General features: G+C 47.8%; 15 protein-coding genes and 1 other annotated feature. Of the genes, 9 read left to right on the forward strand and 6 right to left on the reverse strand.

Annotated elements, in window-relative coordinates:
- Positions 1-2 precede the first annotated feature (2 nt).
- Positions 3-485 (reverse strand): RIP metalloprotease, encoded by a 483-nt coding sequence (locus KNP87_RS08850; RefSeq protein WP_026831765.1) that lies wholly within the window; start codon positions 483-485, stop codon positions 3-5.
- A 231-nt stretch (positions 486-716) separates the two neighbouring features.
- Positions 717-2,729, reverse strand: a complete 2,013-nt coding sequence (gene pulA, locus KNP87_RS08855) for a type I pullulanase (protein WP_214721470.1) — start codon at positions 2,727-2,729, stop codon at positions 717-719.
- A gap of 162 nt (positions 2,730-2,891) precedes the next feature.
- Between pulA and KNP87_RS08860 the strand changes: the two genes are divergently transcribed.
- Positions 2,892-3,386: a YajQ family cyclic di-GMP-binding protein gene (locus tag KNP87_RS08860; protein WP_026831763.1), complete on the forward strand. Its 495-nt coding sequence runs from the start codon at positions 2,892-2,894 to the stop codon at positions 3,384-3,386.
- Positions 3,387-3,434: 48 nt separating this feature from the next.
- Here KNP87_RS08860 and KNP87_RS08865 read toward each other — a convergent pair whose 3' ends face one another.
- A complete protein-coding gene (locus tag KNP87_RS08865) occupies positions 3,435-4,217 on the reverse strand; it encodes a 3-hydroxybutyrate dehydrogenase (protein ID WP_035387557.1) in 783 nt (260 codons plus the stop codon).
- Positions 4,218-4,332: 115 nt separating this feature from the next.
- On the opposite strand from KNP87_RS08865, the gene KNP87_RS08870 reads away from it, so the two are divergent.
- The 3 genes from KNP87_RS08870 to KNP87_RS08880 all read left to right on the forward strand — a co-directional run bounded on the left by KNP87_RS08870 (position 4,333) and on the right by KNP87_RS08880 (position 6,374).
- A complete protein-coding gene (locus KNP87_RS08870) occupies positions 4,333-5,217 on the forward strand; it encodes a LysR family transcriptional regulator (RefSeq protein WP_026831761.1) in 885 nt (294 codons plus the stop codon).
- Positions 5,218-5,304: 87 nt separating this feature from the next.
- Entirely contained in the window at positions 5,305-5,718 is a 414-nt protein-coding gene (locus KNP87_RS08875; RefSeq protein WP_026831760.1) for a carboxymuconolactone decarboxylase family protein, read from the forward strand.
- Between the two features lie 62 nt (positions 5,719-5,780).
- Positions 5,781-6,374, forward strand: coding sequence for a metallophosphoesterase family protein (locus tag KNP87_RS08880; protein WP_214721471.1), 594 nt, complete (start codon positions 5,781-5,783; stop codon positions 6,372-6,374).
- 67 nt (positions 6,375-6,441) lie between these two features.
- Here the strand turns inward: KNP87_RS08880 and KNP87_RS08885 are convergent, their stop codons facing one another.
- Complete coding sequence (locus tag KNP87_RS08885; protein WP_026831758.1) at positions 6,442-7,047, reverse strand: hypothetical protein; 606 nt, start codon at positions 7,045-7,047, stop codon at positions 6,442-6,444.
- 29 nt (positions 7,048-7,076) lie between these two features.
- Positions 7,077-8,759 (reverse strand): arginine--tRNA ligase, encoded by a 1,683-nt coding sequence (gene argS, locus KNP87_RS08890; protein WP_026831757.1) that lies wholly within the window; start codon positions 8,757-8,759, stop codon positions 7,077-7,079.
- A gap of 56 nt (positions 8,760-8,815) precedes the next feature.
- Positions 8,816-9,038 (reverse strand) — a binding site (T-box leader).
- Between the two features lie 124 nt (positions 9,039-9,162).
- On the opposite strand from argS, the gene KNP87_RS08895 reads away from it, so the two are divergent.
- On the forward strand, positions 9,163-10,839 hold the full coding sequence (locus KNP87_RS08895) for a GGDEF domain-containing protein (RefSeq protein ID WP_214721472.1): 1,677 nt from the start codon (positions 9,163-9,165) through the stop codon (positions 10,837-10,839).
- 6 nt (positions 10,840-10,845) lie between these two features.
- Entirely contained in the window at positions 10,846-11,634 is a 789-nt protein-coding gene (locus tag KNP87_RS08900) for an alpha/beta hydrolase (protein WP_353049363.1), read from the forward strand.
- 60 nt (positions 11,635-11,694) lie between these two features.
- Here the strand turns inward: KNP87_RS08900 and trhO are convergent, their stop codons facing one another.
- Complete coding sequence (trhO, locus tag KNP87_RS08905; protein ID WP_035387556.1) at positions 11,695-12,612, reverse strand: oxygen-dependent tRNA uridine(34) hydroxylase TrhO; 918 nt, start codon at positions 12,610-12,612, stop codon at positions 11,695-11,697.
- Between the two features lie 239 nt (positions 12,613-12,851).
- Between trhO and KNP87_RS08910 the strand changes: the two genes are divergently transcribed.
- The 3 genes from KNP87_RS08910 to KNP87_RS08920 all read left to right on the forward strand — a co-directional run bounded on the left by KNP87_RS08910 (position 12,852) and on the right by KNP87_RS08920 (position 15,670).
- Positions 12,852-13,496 (forward strand): TVP38/TMEM64 family protein, encoded by a 645-nt coding sequence (locus KNP87_RS08910; RefSeq protein WP_026831753.1) that lies wholly within the window; start codon positions 12,852-12,854, stop codon positions 13,494-13,496.
- Positions 13,497-13,790: 294 nt separating this feature from the next.
- Positions 13,791-14,117 carry a DUF485 domain-containing protein gene (locus KNP87_RS08915; protein ID WP_028105470.1) on the forward strand — a complete coding sequence of 109 codons (327 nt, stop codon included), beginning with the start codon at positions 13,791-13,793 and terminating at the stop codon, positions 14,115-14,117.
- Entirely contained in the window at positions 14,114-15,670 is a 1,557-nt protein-coding gene (locus KNP87_RS08920) for a solute symporter family protein (RefSeq protein ID WP_214721474.1), read from the forward strand. The genes KNP87_RS08915 and KNP87_RS08920 overlap by 4 nt, the downstream gene beginning before the upstream one ends.
- The last annotated feature ends 59 nt before the right edge of the window (positions 15,671-15,729 follow it).

The raw sequence follows: 15,729 nt of genomic DNA on the forward strand, positions 1-15,729 counted from the left end.
GATCAGGCCTGCGGATTGTATTTGGACTTTCCATAACGGAATACATTGACGATCGCTTTCCCGTCGCTCGGATAACCATTCGGATGGTCAATCGGGAACAATGAGAAAAAGATGAAGTAAAACGAGAAGTACGCAAATTGGTACGTAAAAATCGATGTCTCGAACACACCGGCGTAAATCAGACCGTTTACAATCAGAATACTCGCCAGATTGAATAATGCCCCTCCAGCATAGACCATGATGTTCGTAAATTTATTTTCATGACGCAGTGCCTCATATTGACACCAGCCGTCCCAGAAATAGACACGGTTTAACCGAATCGGTCCCACCCGTAACAAGGATTTCCCGGATCCGATATTGATCTCCATATTCCCGCCAAACAGACGGGCAAAAAAGTAATGACCCATTTCGTGAATTAACGTAACAATCGGTAACAGCAAAAAGAACGAAAAGAAAAATTTCCAAATATCGTTGAAGCCAAACATAGATTACATCCTCTCAAAAACCAGCACTCTAAATACTACTTATAGTATGTTCCCGAAAGGTTTGAATTAAAACAGAAAAGGCTCAAAATCATTAAGTCATTCTGATGACACCGCAACAGGACTGTCATCCGGATGGATTCGATGTATGTCCACGCCAAAAAATCGAAGTCCACGTTCGTGAACTCCGATTTCTCCAAATACGCCTCTTTTAAAAGAAACACCAAACCATCATTATTTGTTTTTATTGCGTCGTTTGCTCGCTGCATATAACAAACCAAGAATCGTCAATGCGGCTCCGCCTGCTACCGCGTACTTTTTATAGTCTGCCTTACGCTCTGCAATCACGGTCGTCGATAAGGCCTTGACGACGATTTCTTTTTCTTCATGAAGACGGGGTGCGTGGATTTTTACTGCTCCTTCTTCAACGAGAACTTCAAACTCACCGCTCGGTAACTCGATTGTCACATCGTGCTCTGTCGCGTTGTGATACACACGTTGCCGTTCGACATATCCTTCATACGTCCGCTTCAATTCATACGCAATGATGCCTTCTCCTTCTTCCAGGAAACGAAGATGTTTCCGGATCATCGCCGTGTTTTCGAGGCGGAACATCGGATATTGACGGCGTAACGCAATCAATCCTTTGACATATTCGACGCTGTAACGGAACTCGTCAGCCCGTTCGTAATCCAGTTGATTCACGACTTCACCTGCGTTAAAACTGTCCCGAATCCCATCTTTCGTCCGGAAGAATTCTTGTCCCGCATGTAGAAAGGGAATTCCCTGCCCGGTCAAAATGATGGCATTCGCAAGCATTTGTCGTTTCCGGCGGATTTCATCCGTATCTTCCGGACGCGACACGGATAACTTATCCCAGATCGTTAAATCGTCATGTGCTTCGACATAAGACACGACCTGATTTGGTTCATCCGCAAATCCTTGCGATGAAACGTTCCCGGCGATTCCCCGTTTAACCTCATTCGTCCGTTCAAACGCTCCACTGATGAAACCACGATCGGTCGGGGTTTGGACATCTCCCTTGACGCCGTCCCGCAACCCATTGTTGAAGTGTGCGATACCCGGCATCTGCGGTGCATTAAAGTAATTGGCTTTATCCTCGAGTGGCAACGGTGTATCGAGATCCCATCCTTCTCCGATGATTAAAATCGATGGATCAATCCGGTCAAGCGCATGACGGACTTGGTTCATCGTCTCCACGTCGTGTAACCCCATCAAATCAAACCGGAATCCGTCGAGGTGGTATTCTTTTGCCCAGTACGTCACGCAATCGAGAATGAACTTACGCATCATCAGTCGTTCTGACGCGGTATCATTTCCGCAAAAACTGCCGTTCGACAGCGTACCGTCTGCTTCGTGGCGGTAAAAATAACCGGGCACGAATTGTCCGAGCGGTGCCGTTTCCGCGTCATAGACATGATTAAAGACGACATCCATCACGACACGGATTCCCCGGTCGTGCAGCGCCTGAATCAACGCTTTGAGCTCTAAAATCCGTACAGCCGGATCATCGGCATTCGACGCGTATGATCCTTCCGGCGCAAAGTAATTGACCGGGTCATAGCCCCAGTTGTAGTTATCCGGATCTTGAGGCGCCGTTTCATTCACCGAACCAAAATCATAGATCGGCAGAAGCTGGACGTGCGTCACACCTAAATCAGACAGATAATCAAGACCTGTCAATCCGCCGGACGGTGTCCGTGTTCCGGCTTCCGTCAGACCACGGAAAGTTCCACGCTCGATGACCCCACTCGCCGGATGGCTCGTCGCATCTCGCACGTGTAATTCATAGATGACCGCTTCTTGTGACGAGTGGAACATCGGACGCTCTTCAATCCAACGCTCCGGTTGAATCGTCGATGGATCAATCAATGCCCCCCGCTTGCCATTCGTCCCGACGGCTTTGGCGTATGGATCCACCGCTTCGATTTTCTGTCCAGCGATGCTGGCTTGAAACGTATAAAAGTACCCTTCATACACAGCACGATCCAGTGTGACGACAAATGTCCCCTGCTGATCTGCTGTCATTTCGAGTTCTTCGACTTTCCTCGCTCGTAATGTTCGGTACAATCGAATGGCGACACGTTCGGCTGTCGGTGCCCATAACCGAACTTGTATCGTCGTCTCATCAAACGTCGCTCCTAAATCCGATCCTTTATAGGCATACCGCTCATCCAGCTCTTCTGGTGTGAGCGTCAACATATCTGCTGTTTGTTTCAAAGCCATGCACCCCTTTCATTTCATGGTTTTCATTATAGCAAAATTTCAGAACCGTGAACGTTTCGACTGTTCACCTTTCTCGTTCTTTTCTTTCCACTTCGTTGAGAAGTCAGGGCATTTTCGGACAAATATGCTAAAATGATGAAGGAACGAAAGGAGAGATTTTAAATGGCAGCAAAAGATAATTCATTCGACATCGTGTCACAGATCAACATCGAGGAAGTTAAAAACGCAATGCAGGTTGCGTTAAAGGAAATCACGAACCGATTTGACTTCAAAGGTTCAAAAAGTGATATGAAATTGGAGAAAGAGGACTTGATCCTCATTTCTGATGACGACTTCAAACTGGACCAAGTCAAAGACGTATTGACGGCAAAACTGATCAAACGTGAAGTCCCGACAAAAAACCTGCAATATGAAAAGGTCGAGCAGGCGGCTGGTAACACAGTGCGTCAACGCGTCATCCTGAAAAGCGGAATCGACCGTGATGATGCGAAAAAAATCAACACGGCCGTCAAGGAATCGAAACTCAAAGTAAAAACACAGATTCAAGATGATCAAATCCGTGTCACGGCAAAATCACGCGACGACCTGCAACAAGTCATGCAAATCGTACGTGAATTGCCACTATCCGTCGACGTTCAGTTCATCAATTTCCGTTAAGCACAAAAAAATCCCTTTCTCCGGTCGGAGGAAGGGACTTTTTTATCGTCATTGCGCTGTATAGCCGCCATCGAGCACAACGGCTTGACCTGTGACGCCCGCCGCTTTATCACTCGCCAAGAAAATCGCGTAGTCGGCAATTTCTTTTACTTGAAGTAAACGGTGTTGCGGGACGAGCGGATAAATGACTTCTTCCAGCACACGGTCCAGCGGGACATTCCGTGTTTCAGCAAGCGAAGACAATTGTTTTTGAACGAGTGGTGTATCGACATACCCCGGGCAAATCGCATTGACGGTAATACCGGATGTCGCCCCTTCAAGGGCTGCAACTTTCGTCAAACCGATGACGCCGTGTTTCGCACTGTTGTACGCAGCTTTACCGGCAAAGCCGATGAGTCCGTTGATCGATGACATGTTCAAAATACGGCCGAATCCTTGTTCTTTCATGATCGGGAAAACATATTTTGTATACAGGAACGGTGCCCGTAACATGATGCTTTGCAATAAATCGAATTTTTCAGTCGAGAATTCTTCAATCGGTGAGACGTGCTGCATACCGGCATTGTTGATGACGATATCAATCCGTCCGTAATGCGACATCGTCTGTTCGATGCTCGACTTGATGGCCGCCTCACTCGTGACGTCTCCTGCTACTGCAAAAGCTTCGAACCCTTTTCCTTGAAGTGTTTCCGCCGCTTGTTTTGCCGCCACTTCCTGTAAATCGACGATGACGACTTTCGCACCTTCCTGTGCAAATTCTTCCGCGATTTCAAGACCGATTCCGCTTGCTGCTCCAGTGATTAATGCTACTTTTCCTTCGAGTTGTTTCATGATGATCTGCTCCTTCTTTACTGATTCGTTTCTTTTACTGTACGCTTAGAAAACGAATAATAAAAATGAATACTTGTTATGATATATATAACCTAAAAGAATAGGAGTGGAGCCGATGGATTTCCGCCAATTGGAGTACTTTACAGAAGTAGCACGCTTTAAGAGCTTTACCCGGGCAGCCGATCACCTGCATGTCACACAACCGACTCTCAGTAAGATGGTGCGCCATTTAGAAGAAGAACTCGATATCGAATTGTTTGACCGGAGCAAGCGGCAAATCGTCTTGACCGATGCCGGCGTGACGTTACTCGAAGAAGGCGAAAAGATTTTAAATCAATTGGCGGACCTGCCGTCGCATCTTTATGACGTCATGCATCTGACGAAAGGAACCATCCGGATCGGTGTCCCGCCATTGATCGGTTCCTTATTTTTCCCCCGCCTGCTCCGACTGTTCCGCGAACGCTATCCGATGATCACGATTGAAATCACGGAAGCCGGCGGACATGCGCTTGAAAAAGCCGTGGTTGCGGGCGAAGTTGATTTGATTGCGACGGTCTTTCCGGCCGATGAACACTTGACGGTCTTTCCGTTCATCGAGGAAGAACTTCATCTGTTTTTACCGGAACACCATCCGCTCGCTACGCGCACATCGATTGCGCTCGAAGAGGTCGCCGAAATGCCGTTTGTTCTATTCAACGAAACGTTTTCGCTTCATGATGTCGTTTTGCAGGCATGTGACGCAGCCGGTTTTCATCCGACCGTCAATCATGTCAGTTCCCAGTGGGACTTCCTTTGTCTCCTTGTCGCGGAAGGAAATGCCGTCACGCTGCTTCCGCGCTCTCTTGCGAAACAGATGACGATCAACGGGGTCAAAACCATTCCACTGGATACACGTGTCCCTTGGCAACTCGGTGTTGCGGTTCCGACGGGACGTTACCAATCGTACGTGACGCGCGAATGGATCCGATTCGTTCAAGAAATCCATTCTAAAAATGAATGATATGTATAAAAACCATGTATTTGTAGCATGAATATTCTTCCTTTAAGATAAGTTGTATCGTTCACAACAGAAAGGAAGTTATTACTCATGGCAACAAACTTAGATACACGACATGAAGTAGGTCTTAAAAAATTAAACGAGTTCACGGATGTCAATTCGGCGCAGTCGACACATGAAAAAATTGCTGAATCATTAAAAGATATCGCACCCGCTGTCGGTGAATGGATCACGGATTTTGCTTACGGTGAAGTTTACAGCCGGAACGGACTTGTTAACCGCGACCGGGCAATCGTCACGATTGCGTCCCTTGTCACCCAAGGGACGGAACCACAGCTTGCCCTTCATATCAATACCGGTCTGACAGCTGGATTAACAGGCAACGAGATCGTTGAAGCCATCATGCACCTCGTTCCCTACACAGGATTCCCACGTGTCCTGAATGCACTCGAAGTCGCCAAAGTCGTCTTTGCCGAACGTGGCGTTACCGTTGATCCGGCTTAATTAAAAGAGGATGAGCCGCATGCGACGCAGGGTATACTCTTAGTACAAGGGAGCGATGCCACATGCAGTATGCACTCATCACGGATTTGCACAGTTCATTGCCCGACACCCGGGCTGTCCTAAAAGACATTCAGACGACCGCGCCAAAAGCGGTCGTTTTTTCACTCGGCGATGTCCATGAATGTCATATCGGAAAAAAACGTGCGAAACGGTATGTGTTTGAAGAAATCGAACATGTCGTGACACTTGATCCGGATTTTTTGAAGCTGGTTTTTTTTGAAACCTTACTCGGAAATCAGGAAGAGCGGTTGTTTTCCTTGATTCCGGTCGGAGTGTCGCGTGTTCTCGACCAACTCCGCTTATCCGATCGGACAAAACAACTGGCGTCCGCCCGCTTCATCCACGGCGACCAGCTGAAATGGAGTTACGACTTAACGCCCGACACATCCGAATATCCGGACCGGCTGTTGTTTTTTGGACACAGTCATGTCCGGGGATTGTTCAAAGACGGAAAACGATTGGTCATCCATCCCGGCATTCCGATTTCGATCAAGCGTGGACGTTACGCGATCAACGTCGGACCCGTTCTCGTCGAACGTGAATGGTTGCTCTATGATACGACTGCCGAGACGATCACATTCCATCGGGTCCGCTAACCAAACAACCCCCCGCCTCCATTCACTGTACCGTGAGGAGACGGGGGGTTCTGCGTTTTCATATGTTTTACAAGTAACGGACGAGTGACGCACGGACTAAATCGACTTGTGTGAACTCCGTTTTATCCGCAAACTGGTTCACGACACGACGGACTTCACCTTGGCGACGGACGAAGCTAGTCGGCACCGGTGTTTTCCGGACGATTTGCTCATACAACGTCGTCAATTGATGATCATCGATGACCGTCGTCATTTGATCGAGGAATAACAAGACATGCAGGCGGTTCAAGTAATCCCACGGCTTGTCTTCCGAGCGGAATTCATTACGTGCCAACCATTTCTTCAGACCAATCGCATCGATTTGGTTTAATGTTTCTTTTGTGCGTGGTGCTTTCCAAAGTGCCAACAGCTCACCTAGTTTTTTACGTGTCTGTTTTTTCACCATGAAGAATTCGAAATTTCCTTTTGTTTCGAGTGCATCACCGCTGATCGGCGCAATTTGATCCGCTCCGGGTGCTGTCACGAAATCAAATACGAAATCGACCGATTCTCCCGGAAGCCATGCTGCGACTTTTCCATGGAAGTCTGCAATGAAAGCAACTGATGCTGCCAAATCTTCCTGGTTCATTTGTGTAGAAGCGTGCTGCAACCGTTCCATTGTCTCTTTGTTCATATAATAACCCCATCTTTAATCTGATTTACTTACATTTCTTCTGGAGCACCTACACCAAGCAGGCGTAATCCTTCCGTCAATACAATCGTAACCGATTTTACGAGTGCAAGGCGAGATTGTTTTTCTGCGTCGTCTTCTAAAACACGGACTTGTCCGTAATATTTGTTGAAACTTTGTGCTAAGTCAAGCACGTACCGGCTGATGATTGAAGGCTCGCGACGTGTAAACGCACGGTCAATCACGGTCGAGAACTGGTTCAGCATCGACACGACGCCCCATGAGTAATCGTCCGCACTTCCGGCAAACGCTGAACCGTCGTATTCACCTTTACGCAATAATGAATTTGCCCGTGCATTCGTATATTGGACGTACGGACCCGTTTCTCCTTCAAACTTCAGCATTTGTTCGAGATCAAATTCAATGTTGTTCATCCGCTCATTTTTAAGATCATGGAAAATAACAGCGCCGACACCCACTTCACGTGCCGTCTGCTCCGCATTCGCCAGGTTAGGATTTTTCTCGGCGATGTTCTGTTTTGCGACATTAATCGCATCTTGAAGGACTTCTTCTAAGAGAACGATCCGCCCCTTACGTGTCGACATCTTTTTGCCGTCTTTCATGATCAGACCAAACGGTACATGATGCATGCCGTCGACATTTTCAAAGCCAAGTTTTTTCAAGACTGCGAACAATTGCTTGAAGTGCAACGCTTGTTCACCGCCGACAACATAAAAGGCTTGCTCAAAACCGTATGTCTCAAGACGATACACGGCAGCCGCCAAATCACGTGTCGCATACAACGTCGCTCCGTCTTTTTTCTTGATCAAGGCAGGAGGCATTCCTTCTGCTTCGAGGTCGACGACCATCGCACCTTCCGACTCGACCAGCAACTCTTTTTCTTCGAGCAAATCGATGACATGTTGCATCTTGTCATTGTAGAATGCTTCCCCGTTCAAGCTGTCGAAGCTGACACCCAGCATTTCATACACACGGTTGAATTCAACAAGTGACACTTCGCGGAACCATGTCCAAAGTGCCGTCGCTTGCTCGTCACCTTGTTCGAGTTTTTTGAACCAGGCACGACCTTCATCTTCTAAGCCCGGGTTTTCTTCCGCCTCTTCGTGGAAACGAACGTACAGTTTGAGCAATTCTTTAATTGGCTCAGCGCGGACATCTTCTTCCTTGCCCCACATGTTGTAAGCAACCATCAGCTTGCCGAACTGTGTTCCCCAGTCTCCGAGGTGATTGATGCCGACGACTTCGTATCCTTTTTTCCGTGAAATCTGGTTCAATGCGTTTCCGATGACCGTTGAACGGAGGTGCCCCATTGAAAACGGCTTCGCGATGTTCGGAGACGAGAAGTCGGTGACGATTGTTTTCCCGGTCGGCTCACTTGAACCGTATGCCTGTTGCTCGTCTAACACACGTTTGACGATTTCACGCGAAACGATTTCCCGGTTCAAGAAGACGTTGACGTATGGTCCGGCAGCCTGAACATTTGAAAAAAGTGGATTATCGATTTTTTCAGCCAGTTCCGTCGCAATCATCATCGGTGCTTTCCGGAATGCTTTCGCGAGTTGGAAACAAGGGAAGGCCAAATCTCCGTGGTCCTCATGTTTCGGTTGTTCGATCAGTTGTTCAATCTCTTGTTGCGACAAAGCATCACCGATTACGCTGTGTAATACTTCCGCATATTGTTGCTTATAACTCATGTTATTCCCTCCAACAGTTTATTTTTTCCAATAAAAAACGCCCTTTGCGCAACACGCAAAGAGACGGAATGACCGCGGTACCACTCTTCTTGGTGTCGACGGTGCGACACCCACTTTAACTGGGGATAACGGGGGGCCCCCGGCTACGCCTGATCAGGTTGATTCGGATAGCATCTCGGAAGTGCGTTTCACGGTTTTTCAATCCATTCAGGCTTCCACCATTCCCTGATTCGCTGGTCGATCAAATGATCCCGTTACTTTCTTCGTCATTGATTGTTTGATATCTTCCACATTATACGCAATCCGCTTCATTCTCTCAACCTTATTTTTTTGTAAATCCCTCATCATAATTTCCACAAAACGGGTATAAGTAGGGAAGGACTGTTAAAGGAGGGGACGCATTGTGGTCTACTATCAAAAAGTGGCACGGACGAGTTGGCTTGTGTTGTATCTCGTTGCCGGTCTGCTCACCTTTGCTTTACTCGCACGTCCGACGCTGATGGACTTTCCACTTTCTTTTGGTAATGCCGTCTATCTTCTGGCACTCATCATTTTATTCCAATTCGATAACGTCCGTCGTGGCGGGATTTATTATACCTTTCAAGAAGGCATCATCTTATTTATCTTCCTCAACTATGGTTTGTTGCCGTCGATCCTGCTCAGCCAAATCGGCATCATCATCTTTCAAGTTTTCTCTCATAAAAAAGAAATCCGTCTCAAACGATTTTTATACTTGTATCCAATCAACGTCTTGTTTGATTTGTTTTATCTCGCTTGTCCATCACTCGTTTACTTGGCGCTCGGCGGCCCGATCGGTACCGGATTCACGTACTCGGAAGCCATTATTCCCTTTTTAGGGTACTTGACGGCGGTCATGCTCGTCTCTTACGTGCAATGCCGTTTCGTCAATCGTGTCCTGTATCTGAAGTATGATTGGATCCGTCTTGTCCGTTTGCAGACGCTGGTTTACGGGACGAGCATGCTGTGTGCGTTTCTCGGCATCTGGTTTTATGATGAAAATCCGCTCATCGCTGCTTCCGTCTCGGCCCTCATCTTGCTTTTGTTCAAACGGTTGCTTCAGCAACGGGGCGTGACGATCGAAGCCAACGAAAATGCCAAACGGTTTGACGATGCGAAAGAGCACCTCTTGATTTCCCGTTTCGAACGCGAGACGATTGACTCGTTATTGATTGATTTGCCTCGTCTGATCGACTTCTCGGAAGGCTGGATTTCGATTCAACAGCAACGGAAACAAATCATCTATAACATCCGGACAAAGACGGTCATCGATGTCCTTCCCTTGTTTCATTCGTTGTCGGCCGAGCAACTTCAGACGCCAATCATCCACGGTCTCCGGTTTGATTGGGGGCAAGACATCCAAATTGATTTGCCGGTCGACCGGCATTCGATGCTCGCCATTCCTTCGATTACGAACGAAGACGTCGATGTCTCGATTGTATTGTTTCATCAAATAGCCGATGCCTACGATGAGGCAAAGGCGGATGAGTTGTCGCGTTTACTCCGGATTTTCTGTCGTTCGCTGCATCGCTCTCAGGAAACGCATCAGCTCTATGCTGAAAGTCGAACCGATGCGTTGACGGAACTGTCCAACAGCCGTGCTTTTTATGAAGAGGGCGCCTATCAATTCAACTCCGACCGTTATCCGTTGTCGATTATTCTGTTCGACATCGATCACTTTAAGTATGTTAATGACACGTATGGTCATAAAGTCGGTGATCTCGTTCTTCGTGAACTCGGACGCCGTATCCGGTCCTTGCAGCAAACACGGCAGGATGTCTTTGCCGCCCGTTACGGTGGAGAAGAGTTTGTCCTCTTGCTCCATCAGTGTCCGCAGAAGCAGGCGATTGATTTCGCAGAGATCATTCGTCATGCTGTTCTTGACCGCCCTTTTTTGGTCGACGGACACCGCTTATCGATTACAATCAGTCTCGGCGTCGATACGGTCGAGCATCCGGGTGAACGGACCTTTGAAGAGTCGCTTCGTCAAGCCGATCATGCCCTTTATGTCGGCGGCAAACATAACGGTCGAAACTGTACCGCCCATTACGCTAATCTTTGAAAGGTCGTGACTACTTTGTCCATTATTGAAATCGAACACACCATCCCGATGCTGAAATCACCTCGTACCATCCGGATTTATCGCCCGACGGAACTGTCAGCCGAAGAAGCACTCCCTGTCATCTATATGCACGACGGGCAAAATGTGTTCAGTGGCGAAACCGCGTCCTTCGGAAAAGGATGGGAAGTCCATCATGCGTTGCACGCGGTCAAGTTACATGCGATGATTGTCGCCATCGACAGCCCGGACGACGGGATGGATCGATATGACGAATATGCCCCTTGGACGGATGAAGCTTTGCTCATGCGCACTGCCTATCCTTCCCACCGGACAGCGATTGGCGGAAACGGCAAGCAGTATATGGACTGGATCGTCCACGAATTAAAACCGCATATCGACACACATTACGCGACGATTCCGACCGACACGACCATGATCGGGAGTTCGATGGGCGGCGTGATTTCACTTTATGGATTGTTCGCCTATCCTGAAATCATCACACGTGTCGCCGCCTTATCGACCGCCGGCTGGGCCAACTTCTCCTCCTTACTGGAGTTCATCGAACGCAGCCCCCGTCTATCGGAACAGCATCGTTGCTACATGGATGTCGGCACCAAAGAAGTCAGTGGACCGATGACCGAAAATGACTATTTGCACACGAATGATGTGCTCGCCAAAGCGGTACAGAAAAAAGTCGACAGTGCGACCTATACTGTCATTCCAAATGCCGTTCACCACGAAACGGAATGGGCCAAACGGATGCCGGATATTCTCCGCTTCTTGTTTTCATCGTAAAAAAACAGGCTGACGGCATTCCCCGTGAGGATGCCGTCAGCCTGTTCTGATTGGTTGTGTTTACTTGACGAGTGCTTCCGCCTGTTCTTTGATATAACGATTCCGCGGATGCTCACGGCATTCATCTGAACAAGACCGCATCACTTTCGGTTCGCAGTCCTCGCAACAGAAGTGTTGACGATTACATTCCGGGTTCGCACAATTCACATAACGTGTCTCGTCTTTCCCGCAGTAGTAACATGTCGAGACGACGGTCGGATTGACTTCATTGACAGGTACTTGTACACGTTCATCAAACACATACAATTCGCCTTCCCAGTCTTCTCCACGTGTCGCTTCATCTTTTCCATACATGACGACGCCGCCCTTAAGGTGGAAGATGTCATCACTGTTTTGACGTTTCCGGAAGTAGGCCGTGAATTTTTCACAGCGGACACCGCCCGTGCAATACGTCAGGACTTTTTTCCCTTCAAACAGGTGCTCATTTTCATCGAGCCATTGTGGGAATTCCCGTGATGCGTCCACGTCGACTTTGACGGCATTTTTAAAATGCCCGAGATCGTATTCATAGTTGTTCCGGACATCCAAGATGACGACATCTTCATTTTGCATCATGTTTTTCCACTCAGCCGGTTCGAGATAGGCTGCATGTTCTTCCGGCACGTTGAATTCATCTTCAAAACGCCATGTCACGAGCTCACTCTTGTAACGGACAAAGATTTTTTTGAAGGCATGCTCGTCGACCTCATCGATTTTGAACTCGATGTCACTAAACCGTGGGTCCGCAAGCAAGTCTTGCATGTACTGTTCTGTCTGTTCGACCGTTCCGGACAACGTTCCGTTGATTCCTTCCGGTGCGATCAAGATTCTTCCTTTGATGCCGAGCTCTTTGCAATAGGCAAGATGCTCCTTTGTTACTTGTTCCGCATTGTCGATTGGAACATACTTATAAAATAATAGTACGCGATAAGGTTTCATAATCCTCATTGGCCCCCATGTCAGTTTTTTGCAGTAAAACGAACGTTGGCGAACGAAGCGTCATAGCTATTAGCTAGCTGGGAACGCCTGCAAAACGCACCCATTTAAGTATGATACCAACTTCGTTTGAATTGTACAATTGCTATGTTACGGATCACGATTACATAATGTCTCTCCCTTTCTGACGACGAAAGAGTTAAAATAGAAGATAGCAGTTTATTTTGTAAGGAGGATTTCGAATGCTCCAAACCGTCCGTCAGTGGATTGAACAGATGATTACGTTTCTTCAGGATCTTCCAGGCGGAGCTTCGACTGGATTAATTGCCCCGTTTCTTGAATCCTTGTTTCCATTCCTTCCGTTAGTCTTGATCATTTCTGCTAACGCAGCAACATATGGTTTTTGGATGGGTGTGTTAGTCTCGTGGGTCGGAAGTATGCTTGGTTCACTTGTCGTTTTCGCTTGTATTCGTTATTTATTTCGCCGCCCCGTCACACGGTGGCTTGAACAACATAAAGGCGCACAACAATGGATTGAACGTGTCCGGCATATGAGTCCGATTTCACTCGGGTTTTTCTTCTCACTCCCGTTCATGCCGGCATTCATCATTACATCCATTTCGGCGATGATTCAGCTGTCGCTTCGGACGTACTTGATTGCGGCCGGAGCCGGTCGATTGATTGTCGTCATCATCTTTTCCTTAATCGGTAAAGAATGGTCGACTTTTTTAGAACGACCGATTCGACTTGTTTTCCTGTTCCTGATTTTACTCGCCATCTGGGGAGTCAGCCGCGGAGTGGAAGAAATCATCAAACGGCGTGCCCTCGCCCGTCGTTCGAAAGTGCTCCGCGAAATTGAGCAAGACATCGAACACAATAACAAATAACTTACCCGCTAAAGCGACAGATCTCTTTTATCCTCAAAGAGATCTGTCGCTTTTAAGTGATTGAACGGTCAGGTTTTGCGTCCATTTAGACACAGGACTTTTGGATCATTTTCTCACACTATTATTATACTTGAATATCGTTCACATTTTGTCCAACATTGGAAACGCTTACATTAAATTGGTAAGACCAATATTAGTATAATTTCATGTTTTTCCTTCATTAAATTAGGATAGATTTTCCAACCGGACTGTCTCTATAATGAATTTAAATTCATTTTTAAAGGAGGCGTCCCTATGCACCAAGTATCGGAATCGACGAAGACGGAGACGACACGCTCCGCACAGACGATTGTCGAAAGTGCTTCATTTCGACAACTGATGCACGAAAAAAACAGCTTTATCATTCCTGCGATTCTGTTTTGTCTTGTCTTTTATTTTACCCTCCCTGTCATGACGAGCTATTTTACATTTTTAAATCAACCGCTGATCGGAGATATCACAGGTGCTTGGCTATTTGCTTTCCTTCAATTCATCATGACGTGGACGTTCTGTACCCTCTATAACAAAAAAGCCCGTTCGTTTGACCGATTGGTCGAACAGATCAAGGAGGAGTCCCGATGAATTATACAGCTGTCGCCCTGTTTTCGGCGATTGTCGGTTTGACACTCGTCATTACATATTTTGCCGCACGCAAAACCAAAACAGCCAATGACTTTTATACAGCGGACGGCGGACTGACCGGAGCCCAAAACGGAATGGCCATCGCTGGAGATTACATGTCGGCTGCTTCCTTTTTAGGAATTGCCGGTATGATCGCCTTAGCCGGTTTTGACGGATTTTTTTATTCGATTGGTTTCCTCGTCGCTTATCTCGTGGTGCTCTATCTCGTCGCTGAACCGTTGCGAAATTTAGGAAAATATACAATGGCGGATATGATCGCGGCCCGTTTCAACGCTTCCAAAGTCCGGGGTGTCGCCGCGATGAACTCGATCGTCATCTCGATTTTCTATATGATCGCCCAGCTCGTCGGAGCCGGTGCCTTGATTGAACTGTTGCTAGGTATCCCGTACACAACGAGTGTCATCATCGTCGGTATCCTGATGACGGTCTACGTCGTCTTTGGCGGTATGACCGCGACGTCGTGGGTGCAAATTATCAAGGCCGTGCTTTTGATGGCCGGAACAGCCGTCATCTCCTTTATGGTATTTGCGAAGTTTGATTTTTCAATCATGAAGATGTTTTCCGAAGTCAAACAAGCGACACCACTCGGCGATTCGTTCTTGAATCCAGGGAATAAGTTTAAGCTGCCGCTTGATACGATTTCGTTGAACTTGGCGCTTGTCCTCGGAACAGCCGGACTGCCGCATATCTTAATTCGTTTTTTCACCGTCAAGGATGCACCAACTGCCCGTAAATCCGTTGTGTATGCAACATGGATCATCGGTGCGTTTTATATCTTAACGATTTTCCTTGGTTTTGGAGCTGCCGCGTTTGTCGGTTCGGAAGATATCATTGCCGCAAACGCTGCCGGAAACATGGCAGCCCCTCTGCTTGCTCAAGCACTCGGCGGCGACTTACTCTTTGCCTTCGTAGCTGCCGTCGCCTTTGCGACGATCCTCGCCGTAGTTGCCGGACTGGTCCTGTCTGCCGCTTCCGCCTTTGCCCATGACTTCTACAGTCACATCTTACGTAAAGGACAAGCGACGGAAAAAGAACAAATGACGGCTGCTCGGCTGGCATCGATTGCCGTCGCGCTCGTTTCAATGGTCTTGGCACTGTTTGCCCAATCCATGAACGTCGCCTTCTTGGTGTCGCTTGCCTTTGCTGTTGCGGCAAGTGCCAATTTACCCGTCATTCTGCTTACGATTTTCTGGCGCCGTTTCAGTACTGGCGGAGCCGTCACCGGAATGATGGTCGGACTTTTTTCTTCTCTGATTCTCGTTGCGCTCAGTCCGAATATCTGGGCAGTCGACGGTTCAGCCTTGTTCGTCGGGGAAGCTCTATTCCCGCTGGCGAATCCAGGAATCGTCTCGATTCCACTTGGTTTTCTAGGTGCGATCATCGGGACGCTTGTTACAAAATCCGACGAGGTTGCCGGTAACTTCGAACGGATTCTCGTCAAAGCCAATACCGGCATCGATACAGCGACGGAAGTGGCTGCATCCAAAGAATAATCCCCTCGACGGCTCCTTCAACCCCCTTGAAGGAGCCGTTCCCTTTTACATTTTGCAGG

This window comes from Exiguobacterium sp. s192 (genome assembly GCF_018618795.1).
GTDB classification, from domain to species: Bacteria; Bacillota; Bacilli; order Exiguobacteriales; family Exiguobacteriaceae; genus Exiguobacterium_A; species Exiguobacterium_A undae.

Coding starts and splice junctions, on each gene's coding strand:
- KNP87_RS08850 (WP_026831765.1), bottom strand. CDS start 485: ATGTTTGGCTTCAACGATATTTGGAAATTTTTCTTTTCGTTCTTTTTG.
- KNP87_RS08910 (WP_026831753.1), top strand. CDS start 12,852: ATGCTCCAAACCGTCCGTCAGTGGATTGAACAGATGATTACGTTTCTT.
- KNP87_RS08875 (WP_026831760.1), top strand. CDS start 5,305: ATGGCAACAAACTTAGATACACGACATGAAGTAGGTCTTAAAAAATTA.
- KNP87_RS08885 (WP_026831758.1), bottom strand. CDS start 7,047: ATGAACAAAGAGACAATGGAACGGTTGCAGCACGCTTCTACACAAATG.
- KNP87_RS08865 (WP_035387557.1), bottom strand. CDS start 4,217: ATGAAACAACTCGAAGGAAAAGTAGCATTAATCACTGGAGCAGCAAGC.
- trhO (WP_035387556.1), bottom strand. CDS start 12,612: ATGAAACCTTATCGCGTACTATTATTTTATAAGTATGTTCCAATCGAC.
- argS (WP_026831757.1), bottom strand. CDS start 8,759: ATGAGTTATAAGCAACAATATGCGGAAGTATTACACAGCGTAATCGGT.
- pulA (WP_214721470.1), bottom strand. CDS start 2,729: ATGGCTTTGAAACAAACAGCAGATATGTTGACGCTCACACCAGAAGAG.
- KNP87_RS08860 (WP_026831763.1), top strand. CDS start 2,892: ATGGCAGCAAAAGATAATTCATTCGACATCGTGTCACAGATCAACATC.
- KNP87_RS08915 (WP_028105470.1), top strand. CDS start 13,791: ATGCACCAAGTATCGGAATCGACGAAGACGGAGACGACACGCTCCGCA.
- KNP87_RS08870 (WP_026831761.1), top strand. CDS start 4,333: ATGGATTTCCGCCAATTGGAGTACTTTACAGAAGTAGCACGCTTTAAG.
- KNP87_RS08880 (WP_214721471.1), top strand. CDS start 5,781: ATGCAGTATGCACTCATCACGGATTTGCACAGTTCATTGCCCGACACC.
- KNP87_RS08920 (WP_214721474.1), top strand. CDS start 14,114: ATGAATTATACAGCTGTCGCCCTGTTTTCGGCGATTGTCGGTTTGACA.